The organism is Pseudomonas sp. KBS0707 (genome assembly GCF_005937945.2).
Lineage (GTDB): Bacteria > Pseudomonadota > Gammaproteobacteria > Pseudomonadales > Pseudomonadaceae > Aquipseudomonas > Aquipseudomonas amygdali.
Map to the genome: position 1 here is coordinate 1611543 of NZ_CP041754.1, position 15817 is coordinate 1627359.

At 55.0% G+C, this 15817-nt stretch carries 12 protein-coding genes and 4 pseudogenes; 6 read left to right on the top strand and 10 right to left on the bottom strand.

Translation table 11 applies throughout. The features are described from left to right. Positions 1–5: 5 nt before the first annotated feature. From FFH21_RS30510 to FFH21_RS07625, 4 genes and pseudogenes are all read right to left on the bottom strand, one after another. Positions 6–1037: pseudogene (locus tag FFH21_RS30510) on the bottom strand (RHS repeat domain-containing protein); the annotation flags it as partial. Between the two features lie 255 nt (positions 1038–1292). Beyond that, positions 1293–1895 (bottom strand): SMI1/KNR4 family protein, encoded by a 603-nt coding sequence (locus tag FFH21_RS07610; RefSeq protein ID WP_011168058.1) that lies wholly within the window; start codon positions 1893–1895, stop codon positions 1293–1295. Beyond that, positions 1895–2806, bottom strand: a pseudogene (locus FFH21_RS07615) (RHS repeat-associated core domain-containing protein); the annotation flags it as partial. The gene FFH21_RS07610 and the pseudogene FFH21_RS07615, both read right to left, overlap by 1 nt. Positions 2807–3910: 1104 nt before the next feature. Beyond that, on the bottom strand, positions 3911–4456 hold the full coding sequence (locus tag FFH21_RS07625; protein ID WP_054073226.1) for a hypothetical protein: 546 nt from the start codon (positions 4454–4456) through the stop codon (positions 3911–3913). Between the two features lie 70 nt (positions 4457–4526). Between FFH21_RS07625 and FFH21_RS07630 the strand changes: the two are divergent. Together FFH21_RS07630 and FFH21_RS07635 are read left to right on the top strand one after the other, a co-directional pair. Next, positions 4527–4757, top strand: a pseudogene (locus tag FFH21_RS07630) (zinc-binding dehydrogenase); the annotation flags it as partial. Between the two features lie 148 nt (positions 4758–4905). Further along, on the top strand, positions 4906–5667 hold the full coding sequence (locus tag FFH21_RS07635) for an SDR family oxidoreductase (RefSeq protein WP_011168061.1): 762 nt from the start codon (positions 4906–4908) through the stop codon (positions 5665–5667). A 100-nt stretch (positions 5668–5767) separates the two neighbouring features. Here FFH21_RS07635 and FFH21_RS07640 read toward each other — a convergent pair whose 3' ends face one another. From FFH21_RS07640 to bamA, 4 genes and pseudogenes are all read right to left on the bottom strand, one after another. Then, complete coding sequence (locus tag FFH21_RS07640; protein ID WP_011168062.1) at positions 5768–6472, bottom strand: YafY family protein; 705 nt, start codon at positions 6470–6472, stop codon at positions 5768–5770. Between the two features lie 2 nt (positions 6473–6474). Continuing rightward, positions 6475–6708: pseudogene (locus FFH21_RS07645) on the bottom strand (hypothetical protein); the annotation flags it as partial. A gap of 137 nt (positions 6709–6845) precedes the next feature. Next, complete coding sequence (locus FFH21_RS07650; protein WP_041924480.1) at positions 6846–7259, bottom strand: hypothetical protein; 414 nt, start codon at positions 7257–7259, stop codon at positions 6846–6848. Positions 7260–7380: 121 nt separating this feature from the next. After that, positions 7381–9753, bottom strand: a complete 2373-nt coding sequence (gene bamA / locus FFH21_RS07655; RefSeq protein ID WP_011168065.1) for an outer membrane protein assembly factor BamA — start codon at positions 9751–9753, stop codon at positions 7381–7383. Positions 9754–9969: 216 nt separating this feature from the next. Here bamA and FFH21_RS07660 point away from each other — a divergent pair, with 216 nt between their 5' ends. The 4 genes from FFH21_RS07660 to FFH21_RS07680 all read left to right on the top strand — a co-directional run bounded on the left by FFH21_RS07660 (position 9970) and on the right by FFH21_RS07680 (position 13899). Next, entirely contained in the window at positions 9970–10659 is a 690-nt protein-coding gene (locus tag FFH21_RS07660) for a response regulator transcription factor (protein WP_011168066.1), read from the top strand. 11 nt (positions 10660–10670) lie between these two features. Next, complete coding sequence (locus FFH21_RS07665; protein WP_011168067.1) at positions 10671–11894, top strand: ATP-binding protein; 1224 nt, start codon at positions 10671–10673, stop codon at positions 11892–11894. A gap of 168 nt (positions 11895–12062) precedes the next feature. Then, positions 12063–13400, top strand: coding sequence for a DEAD/DEAH box helicase (locus FFH21_RS07675; protein WP_002554408.1), 1338 nt, complete (start codon positions 12063–12065; stop codon positions 13398–13400). Between the two features lie 196 nt (positions 13401–13596). Further along, on the top strand, positions 13597–13899 hold the full coding sequence (locus FFH21_RS07680) for a hypothetical protein (protein WP_019740409.1): 303 nt from the start codon (positions 13597–13599) through the stop codon (positions 13897–13899). Between the two features lie 254 nt (positions 13900–14153). Here the strand turns inward: FFH21_RS07680 and FFH21_RS07690 are convergent, their stop codons facing one another. Continuing rightward, positions 14154–15017: a DUF6279 family lipoprotein gene (locus FFH21_RS07690; RefSeq protein ID WP_011168069.1), complete on the bottom strand. Its 864-nt coding sequence runs from the start codon at positions 15015–15017 to the stop codon at positions 14154–14156. Between the two features lie 69 nt (positions 15018–15086). Beyond that, positions 15087–15815, bottom strand: coding sequence for a TorF family putative porin (locus tag FFH21_RS07695; RefSeq protein WP_005734007.1), 729 nt, complete (start codon positions 15813–15815; stop codon positions 15087–15089). Positions 15816–15817: the final 2 nt, after the last annotated feature.

Below are 15817 nucleotides of genomic sequence, written 5' to 3' on the forward strand. Positions count from 1 at the left end.
TATAGATCCAGCCAGCCTACTGGGTTCGGAGCATATTGATAAAGATTAAACCCACCCAGCAACCCAATCGGATCCTGTGTTATAAACCGCCCAATCTCCGGGTCATAATACCGAAACGTGTTGTAATGCAGTCCCGTCTCGACATCAAAATACTGCCCCTGAAACCGCAGGTTCTGCTCAACCTCGTTCACAACCAGCTTTTCCACCGCACCCCACGCCCGGTACTTCGCCTGCCAGACGATCTGCCCTTCGGCATCGGTCATTTCCAGCGGTGTACCGATCTGGTCGGTGTGGAAGTAGTAAACCTTGTTTTCGACTTCGCCTTCTTTCTCGTCAACACGGGCCAGAGGCGCATAGCTGCCGGGTTCGTAAAGGTACAAGCTGCTCTGGCCGGGGCTTTCTTCGCGCAGCATGCGCAGGCCTTGCCAGAGGAAGCGTTTGTGGTCGGTGTGGCCTTTGATTTCGGACTGTTTGGCGACTCTTCGGCCCAGGCTGTCGTATTGGTAGCTACTGGTACTTTCCACCTGCGTGTCGGCCATGGTTTCGGTTTTGACCAGGCGGTTTTCGCAGTCGTAGGTGAAGGTCTGCCAGCGCACGATGCCGACGACTTTTTCGATCAGGTTGCCCCAGGCGTCGTATTTGTACTCGTGGTTTGCCCACTGTTTTAGGCGGTTGTCTTTAACGTGGTCGAAGCGGCTGGTGTTGAAGTTCAGGCGGTTGGCCGCTGCGTCGTAGCGGAACTCTTCGCCGTCGACCACTCGGCCGGTGTTGCGCGCCAGCAACTGGCCGTTGGCTTCGTATTCGTACTGGGTTTCGCCGCGCAGTTTGTCGAGGGTACGGCTCAGTTCGCCGGCCGGGTCGTATTCGTAGCGGCGGTGGACCGGGTTGTAGGCGTGTTCGACGTAGCGTTCTGGTTTTATGAGCGGGTTCTGAATCTGTGACAGCTTTTCCGCAGGCAGAGTTGTGGCGTACTGCCACGCTTTGCGGCCCATGCTGTCGTAGCAGAAGCAGCTCGTGAGTTTGCCTTGGGGGCGATAGCCCCAATACTCATGTCTCTGATCAGTTGGTGCTTGGGATTAAACTGTCTTATTAAAGCCACTGCCAAGCTACGATTAAAAATAAAACAATATTTTTAAGAAGGAATAAATCTAAATTTTTAAAGATCGCTAGCATTACTTATTCAAAATAAAGTGAGCTAGTCGGTATTTATGTAATTTTTACTTTTATGGATTAAGTGTGAAAAATCAATAAAAATTTAATTTGAGTTCGCATGTTAGTGCTAGCTTTTGAGATCAGGGTTTTGATGAGAATCTAACAAATTGCCTGTGTAAGTCCAATGCGGATTTATACTTAATAAGTTTCACATTTTCCGAGATGATCTCTTCTTTTTTTTCTAGTTTTTTAGTTAGCAGTGCTATTGAATAGTCTAAATTAAAATCTTTTTTAATTTTCAGTACGTCAGATGCTTTTGGCTTGATCTCTGCAACTGAAACTATGTTACCACTATCACTATCACTATCACTATCTGCATCAGCCATCACGTAGGCAGTTAGCTTTTCAATGGAGTCAAAGACTTCAGCGTCATTAATAAAGGGATCTCCAGACCCTATAAAGTAGAATTTTTCCAAGCCTTTTTTGGGGATTAATATTAATCCGCCTCCAGAGTCATCTCCAATCAAAATGTAATCGGGGAAATTTATATCTATTTCATATGTTTTGTTACGCTCGACAATTTGATCAGTAGGATAAATTACGATTTGATCTTCTAATACCGCCCCATTGCATTCAGACCAAAATGTTCTCAACCAGTTTTTTTCTGAGATTCCTAACTCTTTGCAGACGGATTCTATTTCATTTACGTTGGCAGGGCTGTTCTTTTCAGTGAAGGATATCATTAGTCAAATGCTCCCAAGGAGTCGAAGTATTTATATGATCTGCTCGCAGCTTTCTTTGCTACGCTAGGACTAACTCCAGAGTCTATTAGCTCTTTGTATGCGGTTCCAAACTCTTCCTTAATGGTGCCATTAAACCCGCCCAATCTGCGTCTGGTTCGTTGAAGTGATGAAACAATAGCGTGTGATTCTCCAGAGGAGCTTTTTAATAAAACTGCTGGCGCTGCGTTACGCTTATATCCTGCTACATTCCTCTTTGCCCACTCATCCTGAATAAAGTGGTGTGACTGAACTGATTTATCACTTGGGATGTTTTTATTACCAGGCGCTCTGTTTACGCCCGGTGATAAATTGCCATGGGTATCGACATCCCCTGATTTATAGCCCCCCGGACGATTGCAAGCCCAGCCCCATGGATCAACCCATGCTGTGGGATTTGGAACATATTTGTAAAGGTTATCCCCCCCATCCAACCCAATCGGATCCTGCGTAATAAACCGCCCAATCTCCGGGTCATAATACCTAAACGTGTTGTAATGCAGCCCCGTCTCGACATCAAAATACTGCCCTTGGAACCGCAGGTTCTGCTCGACCTCGTTCACCACCAGCTTCTCAACCGCACCCCACGCCCGGTACTTCGCCTGCCAGACGATCTGACCTTCGGCATCGGTCATTTCCAGCGGTGTGCCGATCTGGTCGGTGTGGAAGTAGTAAACCTTGTTTTCGACTTCGCCTTCTTTCTCGTCAACACGGGCCAGCGGCGCATAGCTGCCGGGCTCGTAAAGGTACAGGCTACTCTGGCCGGGACTTTCTTCGCGCAGCATGCGCAGGCCTTGCCAGAGGAAGCGTTTGTGATCGGTCTGGCCTTTGATCTCGGATTGTTTGGCAACGCGTCGGCCAAGGCTGTCGTACTGACAGCCGGGTCGTATTCGTAGCGGCGGTGAATGGGGTTGTAGGCGTGTTCGACGTAACTGCCTGAGCAGTCCTGAAAGCGCACAACCTGAGCGAGGCTGTTCCGCCACAGGTATTTGGACTTGAGCGTCGGGTCGACTATGGTTCCCCAGTAGCATGTTGCTGTGGCGGGTCACCACGTCTTCGGTTTAGGTGAGATGAAGCGCACTGAATCGCCGTTACCATTGAACACCTCGCCGAGCTTGCTGTTGCTGTCGGTAGTACAGCTTGATGTGGTGTAAGCGATAGCACAGCGCTAATTCAAGAGAAAGTGGCAGCTGACTGAGACAAAGTTGGCAGTCATGCCGCGGCATACCTTATTAAAGAGCAATAGAGCTTTTGGTATATGTGGAGTAGGTAGCAAATGCATCGTTACGACTAATAAATTATTTTTTACGCTTGCGGTATCTGTGCCTTTCGAGCTAATAACTAGCTATGCATAAAATACTGGCTAGATTGTTTTATTTAAAGTTGCTTGTGGTTTTTCTAGGCTATAAAGATATTAAATGCATCATTTTCATAATAAAACTTAAACGCATCGAAGTAGTTCTCGACGCTTGGGTGAGGTAATTGTTCATTAACATTTGATATTATATCTTCGATAATAGGTGTTTCTAGGGTCTCCTTCCAACCCTCACCTAATACTTGCGGAGGCAAGTAGTTCGTGGAGTCGGGCGGAAAATCGCGACTATCTAGTGAAAATGCCCCTTTGGTATCCAATGTCCATGGGGTGTTAGGAAGATAAAACCATGAGTCTGGCATCTATGATATGTTTAAAATAACTTCTTTAATGCTATAAGTCTTCATTTTCACCTCAACATGCTGAGTTTTGCAGCTTTTTAAATCCACCCTGCTGGTTAGGGTGGAGGCTGTTCTGTACGGGGGCTGGAGCCTTATGTTGCGCTCTAGGCATCAACTCAATATCTTTAGTGCTTTGAGCATTATGATGCCGCGAATGGTTTGGAGGGCTTCTATCACTGAGACCTCCTCTAGGACCAGGTTGAATGTGCTTTGCCGCTTCTGGAGGAAGAGCTGGCTTTAGTTGGGGGTATAATGCTATAGCATATTCAAAGCATATGGCTGGTTACTAATTTTTCTAGATCACTAATACTTGTGCCGAAAGAGGTTTTTGTATTTGAGATTTTTGTGGCTAGATCGAATACAATGGCAATTTCATTTGAGGTTACTTTATTTTCATCATAGAGTTCGTCAATCTCATAGCTCAATAAGTCTATATTCTGCAGAGCCATGTCTACGCATTTATGAAGTTTGGAAGTGTCGGAGTCGATAAGAAATAATAAAAAATAATCTAATGCAATCATCAGGTTTTGTGCATAGCTACCTTCTTGCTCAGAAAACTCCTCAGTGTCTGGTATGTTTTTTTTTACAGTATGCTCAATTTTTATAATAGAATCTTTCTTTTCGGACAGCGAGGTTTTGAGCGCCGCTACAACTAAACCTTCAAGATTTTCTGAATAGCAATTATCAAAAGCTTTTATAAGGCGTATTTGCCTATACAAATAGCTTGCTATCAGCAAGGATTTTTGTTGAGGGTTAAGTTTTTCGATATAGGACGACACGGTGGCGTCCTCAAAAATCAAATTCCACTGCATGTGCTTCCTCCTAACCGTTTTCGACTCTTTTTACCAGTTGTATGTGTATCAGTCTTAACGCCGTGCTCCTTCATTGGTCGTGTCCATTTCTAATGTGTCGGCCCCGCAGCATGGCGTGGTTTTCTCCGCGAAGTCGCTCGACCATCCCGAGCGGGCGTTTAAAGAAGCGGCGCGCTTGTATGAGATGGGAGCGCTTGATCTGCGTATCGAGCAAACCTTTTCGCTCGGGGAAGTTGCCAATGCTCAAGCGATCAGCGCCGCCGGGCGCGTGACCGGCAAGCTCGTCATTACGCTGGCTTGATCAAAACACCGGGTCGCGGCCTGCGTCTGCAGGCCGTGACAGGTTCGAAGCTTCAAACGTGCGCTCCAGGCTGCGTTGCTCACAGTCGCAGTATTCAAAATAGTCCTGATCTTTTTTATGAGAGCAAGCCAGTAGGGGAGTTGCAGTAATGAACGTGAGCGCAAAGACTGTACTGATCACCGGCGGTACCCGCGGTATAGGCCTTGAACTCGCCCGCCGCTTTCTGGCCATGGTAAATGTGGTCATCGTTACAGGGCGTGACGAGGCAGGATTACAGGCAGCCCAGCGCGAGTTGCCGGATGTAAAGGCAATACGCAGCGACGTCGGTCGACCAGAGGACATCGTGAGGTTACATGAGCAACTGATGCAGGAATTTCCGACGCTGGATATTCTGGTGAACAATGCGGGCATCATGCGCAACATCGAACTTTCCGAACCCCGCTCGCTGGATGATGTAGCGCTTGAAGTCGACGTTGACCTGAATGGCCCAATCAAAATGGTGCAGCAGTTTCTCCCGCACCTTCTCAGCCGGCCCCAGGCAATGATCGTCAACATCAGTTCAGGGTTAGCGTTCGTTCCCTTTCCTGCGTCTCCGGTCTACAGCGCCGCGAAAGCCGGGTTACATGCCTACACTCGCGTATTGCGCGTGCAATTAAAAAACACCTCGCTCAAAGTGATCGAAATTGCTCCGCCGAGTACCGACACAGCGCTATTCAATAACCTGACAAATGAGCACGCTGCCAAAGGCCCGCCACCGATGCCCCTCGCCAAGCTGGCAGATCAGGCAATGGCAGGTATCGCAGCAGGTAAGACCGAGATTCGCCCAGGCTTGAGCCAGATGCTTTATTTGCTGAGTCGCATCGCGCCGGAGTTCGGGTTGCGGCAATTGGCCAAGGCAGCGGGATACTGAGCGCGCGGATCCGGGCAGATCGAAAAGCTGACCGATGAAACAGTGCCGCTGTTTCTGCTCATGCGGGGCAGGGCAGAGTGTTGCGAGTGCAGCGGGTGTATCAGCAGGTCTCGCCCCGGACGTTGCAAGGCAGAACCTCCAGTGCTCGCCACTCCTTGATAAGTTGGCGGCGGTTGCGCGTGTAGCGTTCAGTCAGCACTTGCGCCTGCGCGATGTCATCCATGTCGATCACCCGGTATCGGCTGTCGCCCTCACACCAGGCCGCCAAATGACGCCTGGACTCGATGAAGCCGAGCATGATCGGCCAGATGACCTGCGGGTCCTTGGGCGCGTGCTCTATCGAAAGTGTGATGCTCAGCTTGCACTGGTCGCGCAGCGCACGACGGATCTCACTCAGGTCGATGGTCGTTGCGACGCTGAGCGGTTTGCTGATGTAGAACGTTTCGTCTTCCAGTGTCGGGCGCATCTCTACAGGCAAAACGGCGCTGATTTTGGCCAGGGCATTTTTTACGGCGAAGGCGAACTTGTCGTCCGTCTGGCGACTGACCCATTGCGCACCGATCATCAGCGCCTGCACTTCTTCTTCCGTGAACGACAATGGAGGCAATAGAAAACCGGGCTTGAGGATGTACCCCAGGCCCGGCTCGCCGTCGATATCAGCACCCATGCCTTGCAGGGTCGCAACATCGCGGCGGATGGTACGCAGTGAAACGCCCAGTTCCTGCGCAAGAGACGCGCCTGATACCGTTCTGCGATGCCGACGAAGCGCTTGCATCAATTCAAACAAACGATGACTTCTGGCCATGCCTACTCCATCGCGATAACACCTTTGCCACCGAGCTTGCGACCTTTCTCAAGTTCGTTGATCAGTGTGATTGCGCTGCTCAAGGTAACCACTTCACCCACTGGGATCTTGAAGGTGCCCCTGTTGGCGGCTTCGGCCAGCTTATCCAGAATCTCGACGCGTGGCGAACCTATGATTGGCTTGAGCCTGCGATCGAAGAGGGCGCGTATGAACTTGCCGGGGCCAGGATTCAGGTCAGAAATACCCGGCCTGGTCGAAATCCGCGGCACTGCGAATCCGCTGCATCAGTCATCTCCCCCCGGTGAGTGTGGAAGTGACAGTACACAGCGACAGGGACAGTTTTTGTCACCATGATTAGCCAGGGCAGCCCGTATCAACTCGCTATGCGCCGCCCCCGCAACGCGCTCAAACATTCACGCCCGGCGTCCTCGGCGGTTTGCATGACTGTCTGGCTGTTGTCCTCGGTGATCCAGGTCAGCAGCCGGATCTGCCCCGTAGCCTGGCTGCCGCCCTGCATGCGATTCAGGGTTTCACGTTGTTTGAGCATGGCCTTCATGCGCGTGGCCAGTAGGAAGATGTCGTCGATGAAACCGTCTTCGACGTGGTCGTGATGCTCGATGCCAAGCCCCGTGGCGTCGTGGTCGATACGCAGGTGGTAGTGCATGGCCCCGGTTGCATCCTCGCTGCCGAACAGCGCGATGACGAAGCCTTTGCCCAGCAGGGTGCGCAGGGCGTGCTGGATGATTTCCTGCACATCGGGGGTGATCTGCCTGACTTCGCGGCTCATGTAGAAGCTCCTGAACTGATTCGTGGTGCCAGGCAGTATTCAACGGCTGGATGTTAAGTGCGGTCCGGGCCAGGTAATGCTGGGTAAAGACCGCCTGATTCATGCTTAAAAGGTCAGTGTTTCAGAAGGTCTGGCCCAGCGAGAACTGGAACACTTGGGTCTCGGCGTCTTCGGGCTTTTTGATCGGTACGGCGAGGTCGAAGCTCAACGGGCCGAGCGGCGAGTACCAGGTCACGCCGACGCCGACCGAACTGGCCATCTGGTCGATATTGATGTTGCCGCAGTTCTGCGTGGTGCTCAGGTAGCACTTGTCGGCGTAGACCGTGCCGAAGTCCCAGAACAGCGAGGTGCGCAGGGATTTCTGGTCTTTGACGAAAGGCATCGGGAACAGGTATTCCATGCCACCGGTGATCAGGATGTTGCCGCCCAGCGCTTCTGTGTCGCGGTCCGAGTAGTAGATCTGCCCTTGACTGGCGTAGGTGCCGGTCGACGGGGTATTGCGTGGTCCCAGCGTGCCGTCCTTGAAGCCGCGCACGGTGGCTTGGCCGCCCGCCGTATAGTTTTCGTAGAACGGCAGGCCGTCGGTTTCGCCGTAACCGTTGCCGTAGCCCAGTTTGGTGTGCAGACGCAGCGATGTGGCGTCGCTGAGCGGCAGAAAGGTCTGGCCGTTGTAGTCGAGTTTGTAGAACTGCAGGTCACTGCCCGGCACGGTGCTGGTCAGGGTCAGGCTTTGTGAATGACCGCGAGTGGCCAGCACGCCTTTGTTGAGGGTCGATTCCGACCAGCCGACACTGGCCTTGAGGTTGGTGAATGACGAGCCCTCACGCTCGATGAAGTCATAGATCTCGTCGGCGCTGTAGCTGCCGGGGTCGAGGGTGTCGTGCTGGATCGACAAACCGTAGGTCAGGCGCGAGGTTTCGCTGATCGGGTAGCCGAGGTTGACCCCCGCACCGACGCTGTTGAGCGAGTAGTAGGACACCTCGTCGTCATCGTCGTAATACTTGCTGTAATCAGTGGCGTTATAGAAAACGTTGTAGCCCAGGCTCACACCGTCAGGCGTGAAGTATGGGTTGGTGAATGCAAAGTTGTACTTGGTCTGGTACTCGGAGCGCGTCATGCCGAGGCTGGCGAAGTTACCGGTGCCGAGGATGTTGTTCTGCGAGATCGAGCCCCCGAGTATCAGCCCGGCGCTTTGGGCAAAGCCTACGCTGGCGGTGATGTTGCCCGAGGCCTGTTCTTCGACGGCGTAGTTGATGTCCACCTGGTCGTCGGTTCCCGGCACAGCAGGCGTTTCGACGTTTACTTCCTTGAAGAAACCCAGACGCTCCAGACGCACCTTCGACTGGTCGATCAGGTAGGTCGAGGCCCAGCCGCCTTCCATCTGACGCATTTCACGACGCAGCACCTCATCGGCGGTCTTGGTGTTGCCGCGAAAGTTGATGCGGTTTGCGTAGGCCCGCTTACCGGGGTCGACCATAAAGCTGATGTCTACGGTATGGTCGGCATCGTTGGCTTTCGGCACACCGTTGACGTTGGCGAAGGTATAGCCATCGTTGCCCAGGCGGCGGGTGATCAGGTTGGTGGTATCGGTCATCACCTTGCGTGAAAACACCTGGCCCGGTTTGACCAGAATCAGTTGTTCAAGCTGATCCTGCGGCACTTTCAGGTCACCGCCCAGCTTGACGCTGCCCACGGTGTACCGTTCGCCTTCGGTGATATTGACGGTAATGAACACGCCTTTCTTGTCAGGTGTCAGCGATACCTGCGTCGAGTTGATATCCATGTTGATGTAGCCGCGGTCCAGATACCACGAACGCAAGCGTTCCAGGTCACCGGAGAGTTTTTCGCGGGCGTACTTGTCATCGTTCTTGAAAAACGACAGCCAGTTATTGGTCTTGAGCTGAAACTGGTCGGCCAGCTCCTCATCTGAAAACACCGTATTGCCGACCACATTGATGTGCTGGATGGACGCCACGGTGCCTTCATCAATGGTTATTTTCAGCGCGATGCGATTGCGCGGCGCAGGTAACGCTTCGGTATCGACTGAGGCACTATAGCGGCCTTGAGAGACGTATTGACGTTGCAGTTCATTGCGCACGCCTTCCAGGGTAGCGCGCTGGAAGATTTCACCTTCACTGAGCCCCGACTGCTTGAGCCCTTTCATCAGGTCGTCGGTGCTGATTGCCTTGTTGCCGATAATCTCGATGCTGGCGATGGACGGGCGTTCGACGACATTGATCACCAGCACGTTGCCGTCGCGGGCAACGTTGATGTCTTGAAAGAAACCGGTCTTGAACAGTGAGCGCGACGCGTCGGCCAGACGCTGTTCATCGGCCTGATCGCCGACATTGAGCGGCAGCGCAGCGAATACGCTGCCGGCAGACACCCGTTGCAGGCCGTTGACGCGGATGTCCGAGATGGAAAAAGTGTCGGCGTGTACCAGCGGGACGCTGAATAACAGGCAGAGCGATAGAAGCAGACGCGAAGAAATCATCAAACCCTTTCCAGAAAGCGGCGACAAAGGCATTTGAGCGCTGCCGATGACACGCCAGAAAGGGCCGGTCCGGCAGGCGCTGTTGGCTGCGCAGCATAGGGGGAGGGCATGTTGGGGACGGTTAACGCGGTGTAAGGTTAGGTAAAGATCATCAGGCCTGGCTGACACGCTGCAGCGGTGCCGGGATAATCGGCAACCACCAATCAAGGGCCTGCCATGACTTCCGTATTGCTTGTCGACGATGATCGGGAACTGACGGAAATGCTCAGTCAGTACCTGACCCGTGAAAGCTTCGACGTGACCTGCACCAACAGCGCTGAAGAGGGCGAGGTTGAAGCCTTGTCCGGGCGTCACGACATCGTCGTGCTGGACATCATGATGCCGCGCATCTCTGGCATTGAGGTGCTGCGGCGGACCCGTGCGCAAAGCCAGGTGCCGGTGATTCTGCTGACCGCACGCGGCGACAATATCGACCGTATTTCCGGGCTGGAACTGGGCGCTGACGATTACGTGCCCAAGCCCAGTTCACCGGGCGAACTGGTGGCGCGCCTGCGGGCGATCATGCGCAGGGTGAGGGCGGTGCCGGTGGTCGAGACGGTCAGGGAGGTGATTCAGGCCGGTGACCTGACGCTCTGGCCGGGCAAACGTGAAGCACGCTGGCAGGGCGTGACGCTTGAACTGACCGGCAACGAGTTCTGCCTGCTGGAGGAGCTGGCGCGTCATGCCGGGCAACTGGTCAGTAAGCAGAACCTGTCAATGAACGCACTGGGGCGGCCGCTGGCCCGCTATGACCGCAGCATCGATGTGCACATCAGCAGCATTCGCCACAAACTCGGGCCGCGCAACGATAACCAGAGCTGGATACAGAGCGTACGCAATCTGGGCTACCTGTTGATTACGCCATGAGACCGAGCCGGTTGTTCTGGAAGCTTTTTCTGGCGTTCTGGCTGGCGACTAGCCTGACCTTCATGGTCGGTGCGGGCTTGTTCATGCTGTCCCGGTCAGGACCGGGCGACCCCTCGTTCAGCACCGTGTTCGACAACGAAGTGCGCATGCTTCAACAGTCGGGCATTCCCGCAGGGCAGGCGTTGCTCGATGCCTGGCAGCCTGACGGGCAGGACCGGGTCGGGCTGTACGATGAAAAGGGCCGGTTGCTGGCGGGCAAGCCGGTAGATAATCCGCGTTTCGAAATGGCCGTGCACACAAGGGAAGGCACAGTCGTAAACATCAGGGCCACCCAACGGCCCAACCACGAAGATCGGCCTTCCCACCTTAACCCACTGATCACCGGCACCTTCATGAGTGCGCTGTTCAGCTGGTTCCTCAGCGCCTATCTGGTGGCACCGCTGATTAAGTTGCGTGAGGCGATGGGCAAGGTCGCCAGAGGTCGTTTCGACACCAGGGTGAAACCCGACATGGGCGGCCGGCGCGATGAAATCGTCGATCTGGCCGAGGACTGCGACCGTATGGCCAATCAGCTCAAAGTCATGGCCGACTCTCAGCAGCAACTATTGCATGACATTTCCCATGAGCTGCGTTCACCGCTGACCCGCATGAGCGCCGCCATTGGCCTGTTGCGCCAGGCGCCGACGCAACTGGACATGCTCGAGCGGATCGAGCGCGAGTCGGAACGGATGGACGCACTCATCGAGGAGCTGCTGACCCTGGCGCGCATGCAGAGCGATGCCGAAAGCCTGGAGCGAGAGACGGTCGATGTCATCAGCCTGCTGGCCGCCATCGTCGAGGATGCCGCGTTCGAGGCTGGCCTGAAACAGTGTCGGGTCAGGCTGCAGGCCCCCGAACCTTTTGTGGCACAGGTCGACAGCGAATTGCTTTACCGGGCATTCGAAAACGTGATACGCAACGCGGTTCGCCACACGGCGGTGGGCACTGATGTGGTGGTGGTTGCCAATGTTCAGGCGCAGCCGCCGTGCTTGACGGTCAATGTCATTGATCAGGGGCCGGGCGTGGATGACGATTGCCTGCAACGTATTTTTCAGCCCTTTGAGCGTACCGCGCAAGGCTTCGGTCTGGGCCTGGCCATCGCGCTGCGTGCCGTTGAAATGCACGGTGGCCAGATTGCTGCGCGCAATCGACCGGGCGGTGGGTTGGTGGTGGATATTGTGCTGCCGGTGTGCTGAGGCGTGCTGGTTGATCACCTTCAGCGGTTCGATTGTGCTGCTTGCGGCGGTGCTTCACCGGGCAATTCATAAACAAAATCGACCTTTGGTGGTAAAGAAACTCGGCCCCGGCGCTCGAAACCGTTACGCTATGCAGCTGTATTTTTGTTTTTCGTCGAGGTAGCACCCGTGTTTTCCGAATTCGCCCTGCACGAACGCCTGCTTAAAGCTGTGGCCGAGCTTAAATTTGTCGAGCCTACGCCTGTGCAGGCGGCCGCCATTCCGCTCGCACTTCAAGGGCGTGACCTGCGGGTGACAGCGCAAACCGGTAGCGGCAAGACCGCGGCATTTGTGCTGCCGATCCTCAACCGTCTGATCGGCCCGGCCAAGGTTCGTGTCGACATCCGTGCGGTGATCCTGCTGCCGACCCGTGAGCTGGCTCAGCAGACGCTCAAGGAAGTCGAGCGCTTCTCGCAGTTCACTTTCGTCAAGGCCGGTTTGATCACTGGTGGTGAGGACTTCAAGGTTCAGGCCGCGATGCTGCGCAAGGTGCCGGACATTCTGATCGGCACGCCGGGGCGTCTGCTGGAGCAGTTGAACGCTGGCAACCTGGACCTCAAGCACGTTGAAGTGCTGGTGCTGGACGAAGCCGACCGCATGCTGGACATGGGCTTCTCTGAAGACGTCGAGCGTCTGGCAGGCGAATGTGCCGGTCGCGAGCAGACCATGCTGTTCTCCGCAACCACCGGTGGTGCCGGCCTGCGTGAAATGATCGGCAAGGTGCTCAAGGATCCACAGCATCTGCAAGTGAACAGCGTCAGCGAGCTGGCTTCCGGCACACGCCACCAGATCATCACCGCCGACCACAATGTGCACAAAGAGCAGGTGCTGAACTGGCTGCTGGCCAACGAGACTTACCAGAAAGCCATTATCTTCACCAATACCAAGGCTATGGCCGATCGGTTGTACGGCCGTCTGGTGGCGCTGGAATACAAGGCGTTCGTGCTGCACGGCGACAAGGACCAGAAGGACCGTAAGGCGGCCATCGACCGTCTTAAGCAGGGCGGTGCCAAGATCATGGTCGCGACCGATGTGGCGGCTCGCGGTCTTGATGTTGAAGGTCTGGACATGGTGATCAACTTCGACATGCCGCGCAGCGGTGACGATTACGTCCACCGCGTCGGTCGTACCGGCCGTGCGGGTAGCGACGGTCTGGCGATCTCGCTGATCTGTCATGGCGACTGGAACCTGATGTCGAGCGTCGAGCGCTACCTCAAGCAGAGCTTTGAGCGTCGTGTCATCAAGGAAGTCAAAGGCACCTACGGCGGGCCGAAGAAGGTCAAGGCATCGGGCAAGGCTGTAGGCGTGAAGAAGAAAAAGACTGACGCCAAGGGCGACAAGAAAAAGACAGCGGCCAAGGGGCCGACCAAGCGCAAGACGGTCAACCGTCCCAAGTCCGATCTGGTCAGCCAGGACGGCATGGCGCCGCTGAAAAAACGCAGCACCCCGGCCCCGGCTGCCGAGTGATTGCCATGATCGCTCCCGCGCAGGCGGGAGCGGTCAGCTTCTCCTCTGTCTGCCACCTGTGCAGAACAACCCCCCGTTATACCTTCCAGCAGCTTCTCTGAACCGCGACAAACCCCGCAGGTCACATTTTCTGAGTCGTATGCCTGTGGCTGGATGTCATGGGCGATCAATCCATGCTGGACGGAGGTTTAGAAAAATGACTTACAACTGGGACCTTATCGAGCGTTTGTTGCACGAAGTGCAGAACGACGGTGCCAAATCGACAGCCACTGAATTTGAGACACTGCTTAATCGCGGTTACATCGAACCTCGTCCTGGCGAGGAGGGCGGTGATGGCTCGAACTACATGCTGACAAAGCGCGGCGCAAGCCTGCTTTCTTTGATCGACAGCAGCATTCCGGGAAATGATCACCCACGGCAGGTACTGAATGAGCAGGCAGGCGACCCGCTTGATCCCGCGCTCTTCGACACCATCGCTAAAAAGCCGCAGATCGCCTGAAACCGCTGACACTGCACATGCCGATTCTGAGGACGCAGAGCGTCCAGAACGGCATACCCACGCGGAGCATGGGTACGATAGTCATAGTTGTGCTGAAATGACCATCGTTCCTCACGCTCCAGCGTGGGAATGCATTGGGTGACGCTCTGCGTCACGATCCTGCGCCGCGCACTCAAGGCAGAACGCAGAGCGTCCGGAACGGCATGCCCACTTCAGAGCATGGGCACGATAGTCATGGTGATAGGGCTAGCGGACTACTTCTGCGACTTCAGGCAATCCAGGTCGGTGAAGTCCTTGCGCATGTCGGCGATGCGGCTCAGCAGTTTGGCGCGCTGTTCCGGGGTGCTCAGGGCGGTGATGTCGACGATCAGCGATATCGCGGCCTTCTCGGTCTGGTCGTAGGCCTTGCGGTATTCAGGGGTCCAGAACGTCTCGCGGTCCTGCAGCAGCGCGGCGATGCGTTGCGGGAAGTCACTGGCCTGACGCTGCTGGACCGTGGCCAGGAACAGGTTCTGCCAGCGCGTACGGTTTTCAATCCACGCCTTGTTCTGCTCGCCCAGTGATGCAGACCATACCTGAATGCGATCCTTCTGCGCCTGATTAAGCTTGCCGACCCACGGTGTCACGCGTTTCTCCATCCGGTCGGCACGCTCTGCAATCTGGCGCTCCAGTGGCTGGTCGAGGTACTTGTTTTCGCGCTTGCGCTGGTCCTTGGCGAACGACTCCTGCATCTCCTGCACTTGCTTGTCGTCAAAGCGCGAGAGCAATTCCACAGCAGACGGGGTAATTTCCTTCGATATTTTCGCTATCGCCTCTTTGGCTTCGCGAGTGCGGGCCTCCAGCCCCTCGTACGTCACCTGGTCGGTTTTGACCATATCCTCAAGCTTGTCCAGCCAGGTCAGATACTCCGGCAACTGGGTACTGCAATGCCAGCTCAAGTGTTGCTTGAGGCGCACATCCAGCCAGCTTTTCTGTTCCGAATTCATGTCCAGGTAGTCGCTGAGCGTCCACGGGATGATGACGTCGAGATTGCGATACGCCAGTCCAACCTGATTGCATCCTGCAAGCAGCGCAGTGGTCATCAACAGGGTGATGAGGGCTTTGAATAAAGACTGCATGACAACTCCTTGGCGTACTGACGTGCAGTAGAGGAGTGTAGCGTCTGGCAGTTCAACCGGTTTGAGCCTTTAAAAGAACGAGCGCACCGCTTTGAGCGTAAACGTCCCTTCACAGCGCGCGTTGTGGCCGCTGTAGACACTGCAATCGCCGCCGCTCAGGCTTGAGCCGCTGTAGATGAGGTTCATGTCAATGCCCAGCCAGGGGCGTGACAGGTTAAGCGACCAGTCGTTGAAACCGTTGATCAACCCGCCGTCGGCGGAAGACTGCGGGGTATCAAACTGATGATTGGCGTATTGCATGCGCACGCCCACACCCAGTTGCTCGATAGCCCCCAGGTCGACAAATACCGTGCTGTCGCGTGTGCCAACATCGTTACTGAATGCTGCGCCGATGCGGCTGTTTCGCATGCGCAGTCCGGCGTAGAACTCGTGACTGTCGATCTGGCTGGTATCGGGGTAGCTGTAACGAATCATCCCCAGTTCATAGCCCAAGGTATTATCGAAGGGTTTCTTGAAGCCCATATAGGAGTCAAGTTCCATCCCTGAATCGGAAGCAAAACCCATGTTCGGTGCCCATTGGCCGAAGTAGAAGCCGCTCTCGTGGGTCAGGTCCAGTCCGCCATGAAAAGAGCCCGAGCCGCCGCTGGGCGTCACAAGGCCTTGCGCCATGCTGCGCGTGGGCGTAGTTGCCAGTTTCAGGTCGAAGTCGCCCAAATCCCGCTCCAGAACCTGGGCAGAGACGGACTGACAGACAAGCATGGCGCTGAAAGACAGCACATGTAAGCGATGGCTGAGCATGG

Coding starts and splice junctions, on each gene's coding strand:
- FFH21_RS07610 (WP_011168058.1), bottom strand. CDS start 1,895: ATGATATCCTTCACTGAAAAGAACAGCCCTGCCAACGTAAATGAAATA.
- FFH21_RS07625 (WP_054073226.1), bottom strand. CDS start 4,456: ATGCAGTGGAATTTGATTTTTGAGGACGCCACCGTGTCGTCCTATATC.
- FFH21_RS07635 (WP_011168061.1), top strand. CDS start 4,906: ATGAACGTGAGCGCAAAGACTGTACTGATCACCGGCGGTACCCGCGGT.
- FFH21_RS07640 (WP_011168062.1), bottom strand. CDS start 6,472: ATGGCCAGAAGTCATCGTTTGTTTGAATTGATGCAAGCGCTTCGTCGG.
- FFH21_RS07650 (WP_041924480.1), bottom strand. CDS start 7,259: ATGAGCCGCGAAGTCAGGCAGATCACCCCCGATGTGCAGGAAATCATC.
- bamA (WP_011168065.1), bottom strand. CDS start 9,753: ATGATTTCTTCGCGTCTGCTTCTATCGCTCTGCCTGTTATTCAGCGTC.
- FFH21_RS07660 (WP_011168066.1), top strand. CDS start 9,970: ATGACTTCCGTATTGCTTGTCGACGATGATCGGGAACTGACGGAAATG.
- FFH21_RS07680 (WP_019740409.1), top strand. CDS start 13,597: ATGACTTACAACTGGGACCTTATCGAGCGTTTGTTGCACGAAGTGCAG.
- FFH21_RS07690 (WP_011168069.1), bottom strand. CDS start 15,017: ATGCAGTCTTTATTCAAAGCCCTCATCACCCTGTTGATGACCACTGCG.
- FFH21_RS07695 (WP_005734007.1), bottom strand. CDS start 15,815: ATGCTCAGCCATCGCTTACATGTGCTGTCTTTCAGCGCCATGCTTGTC.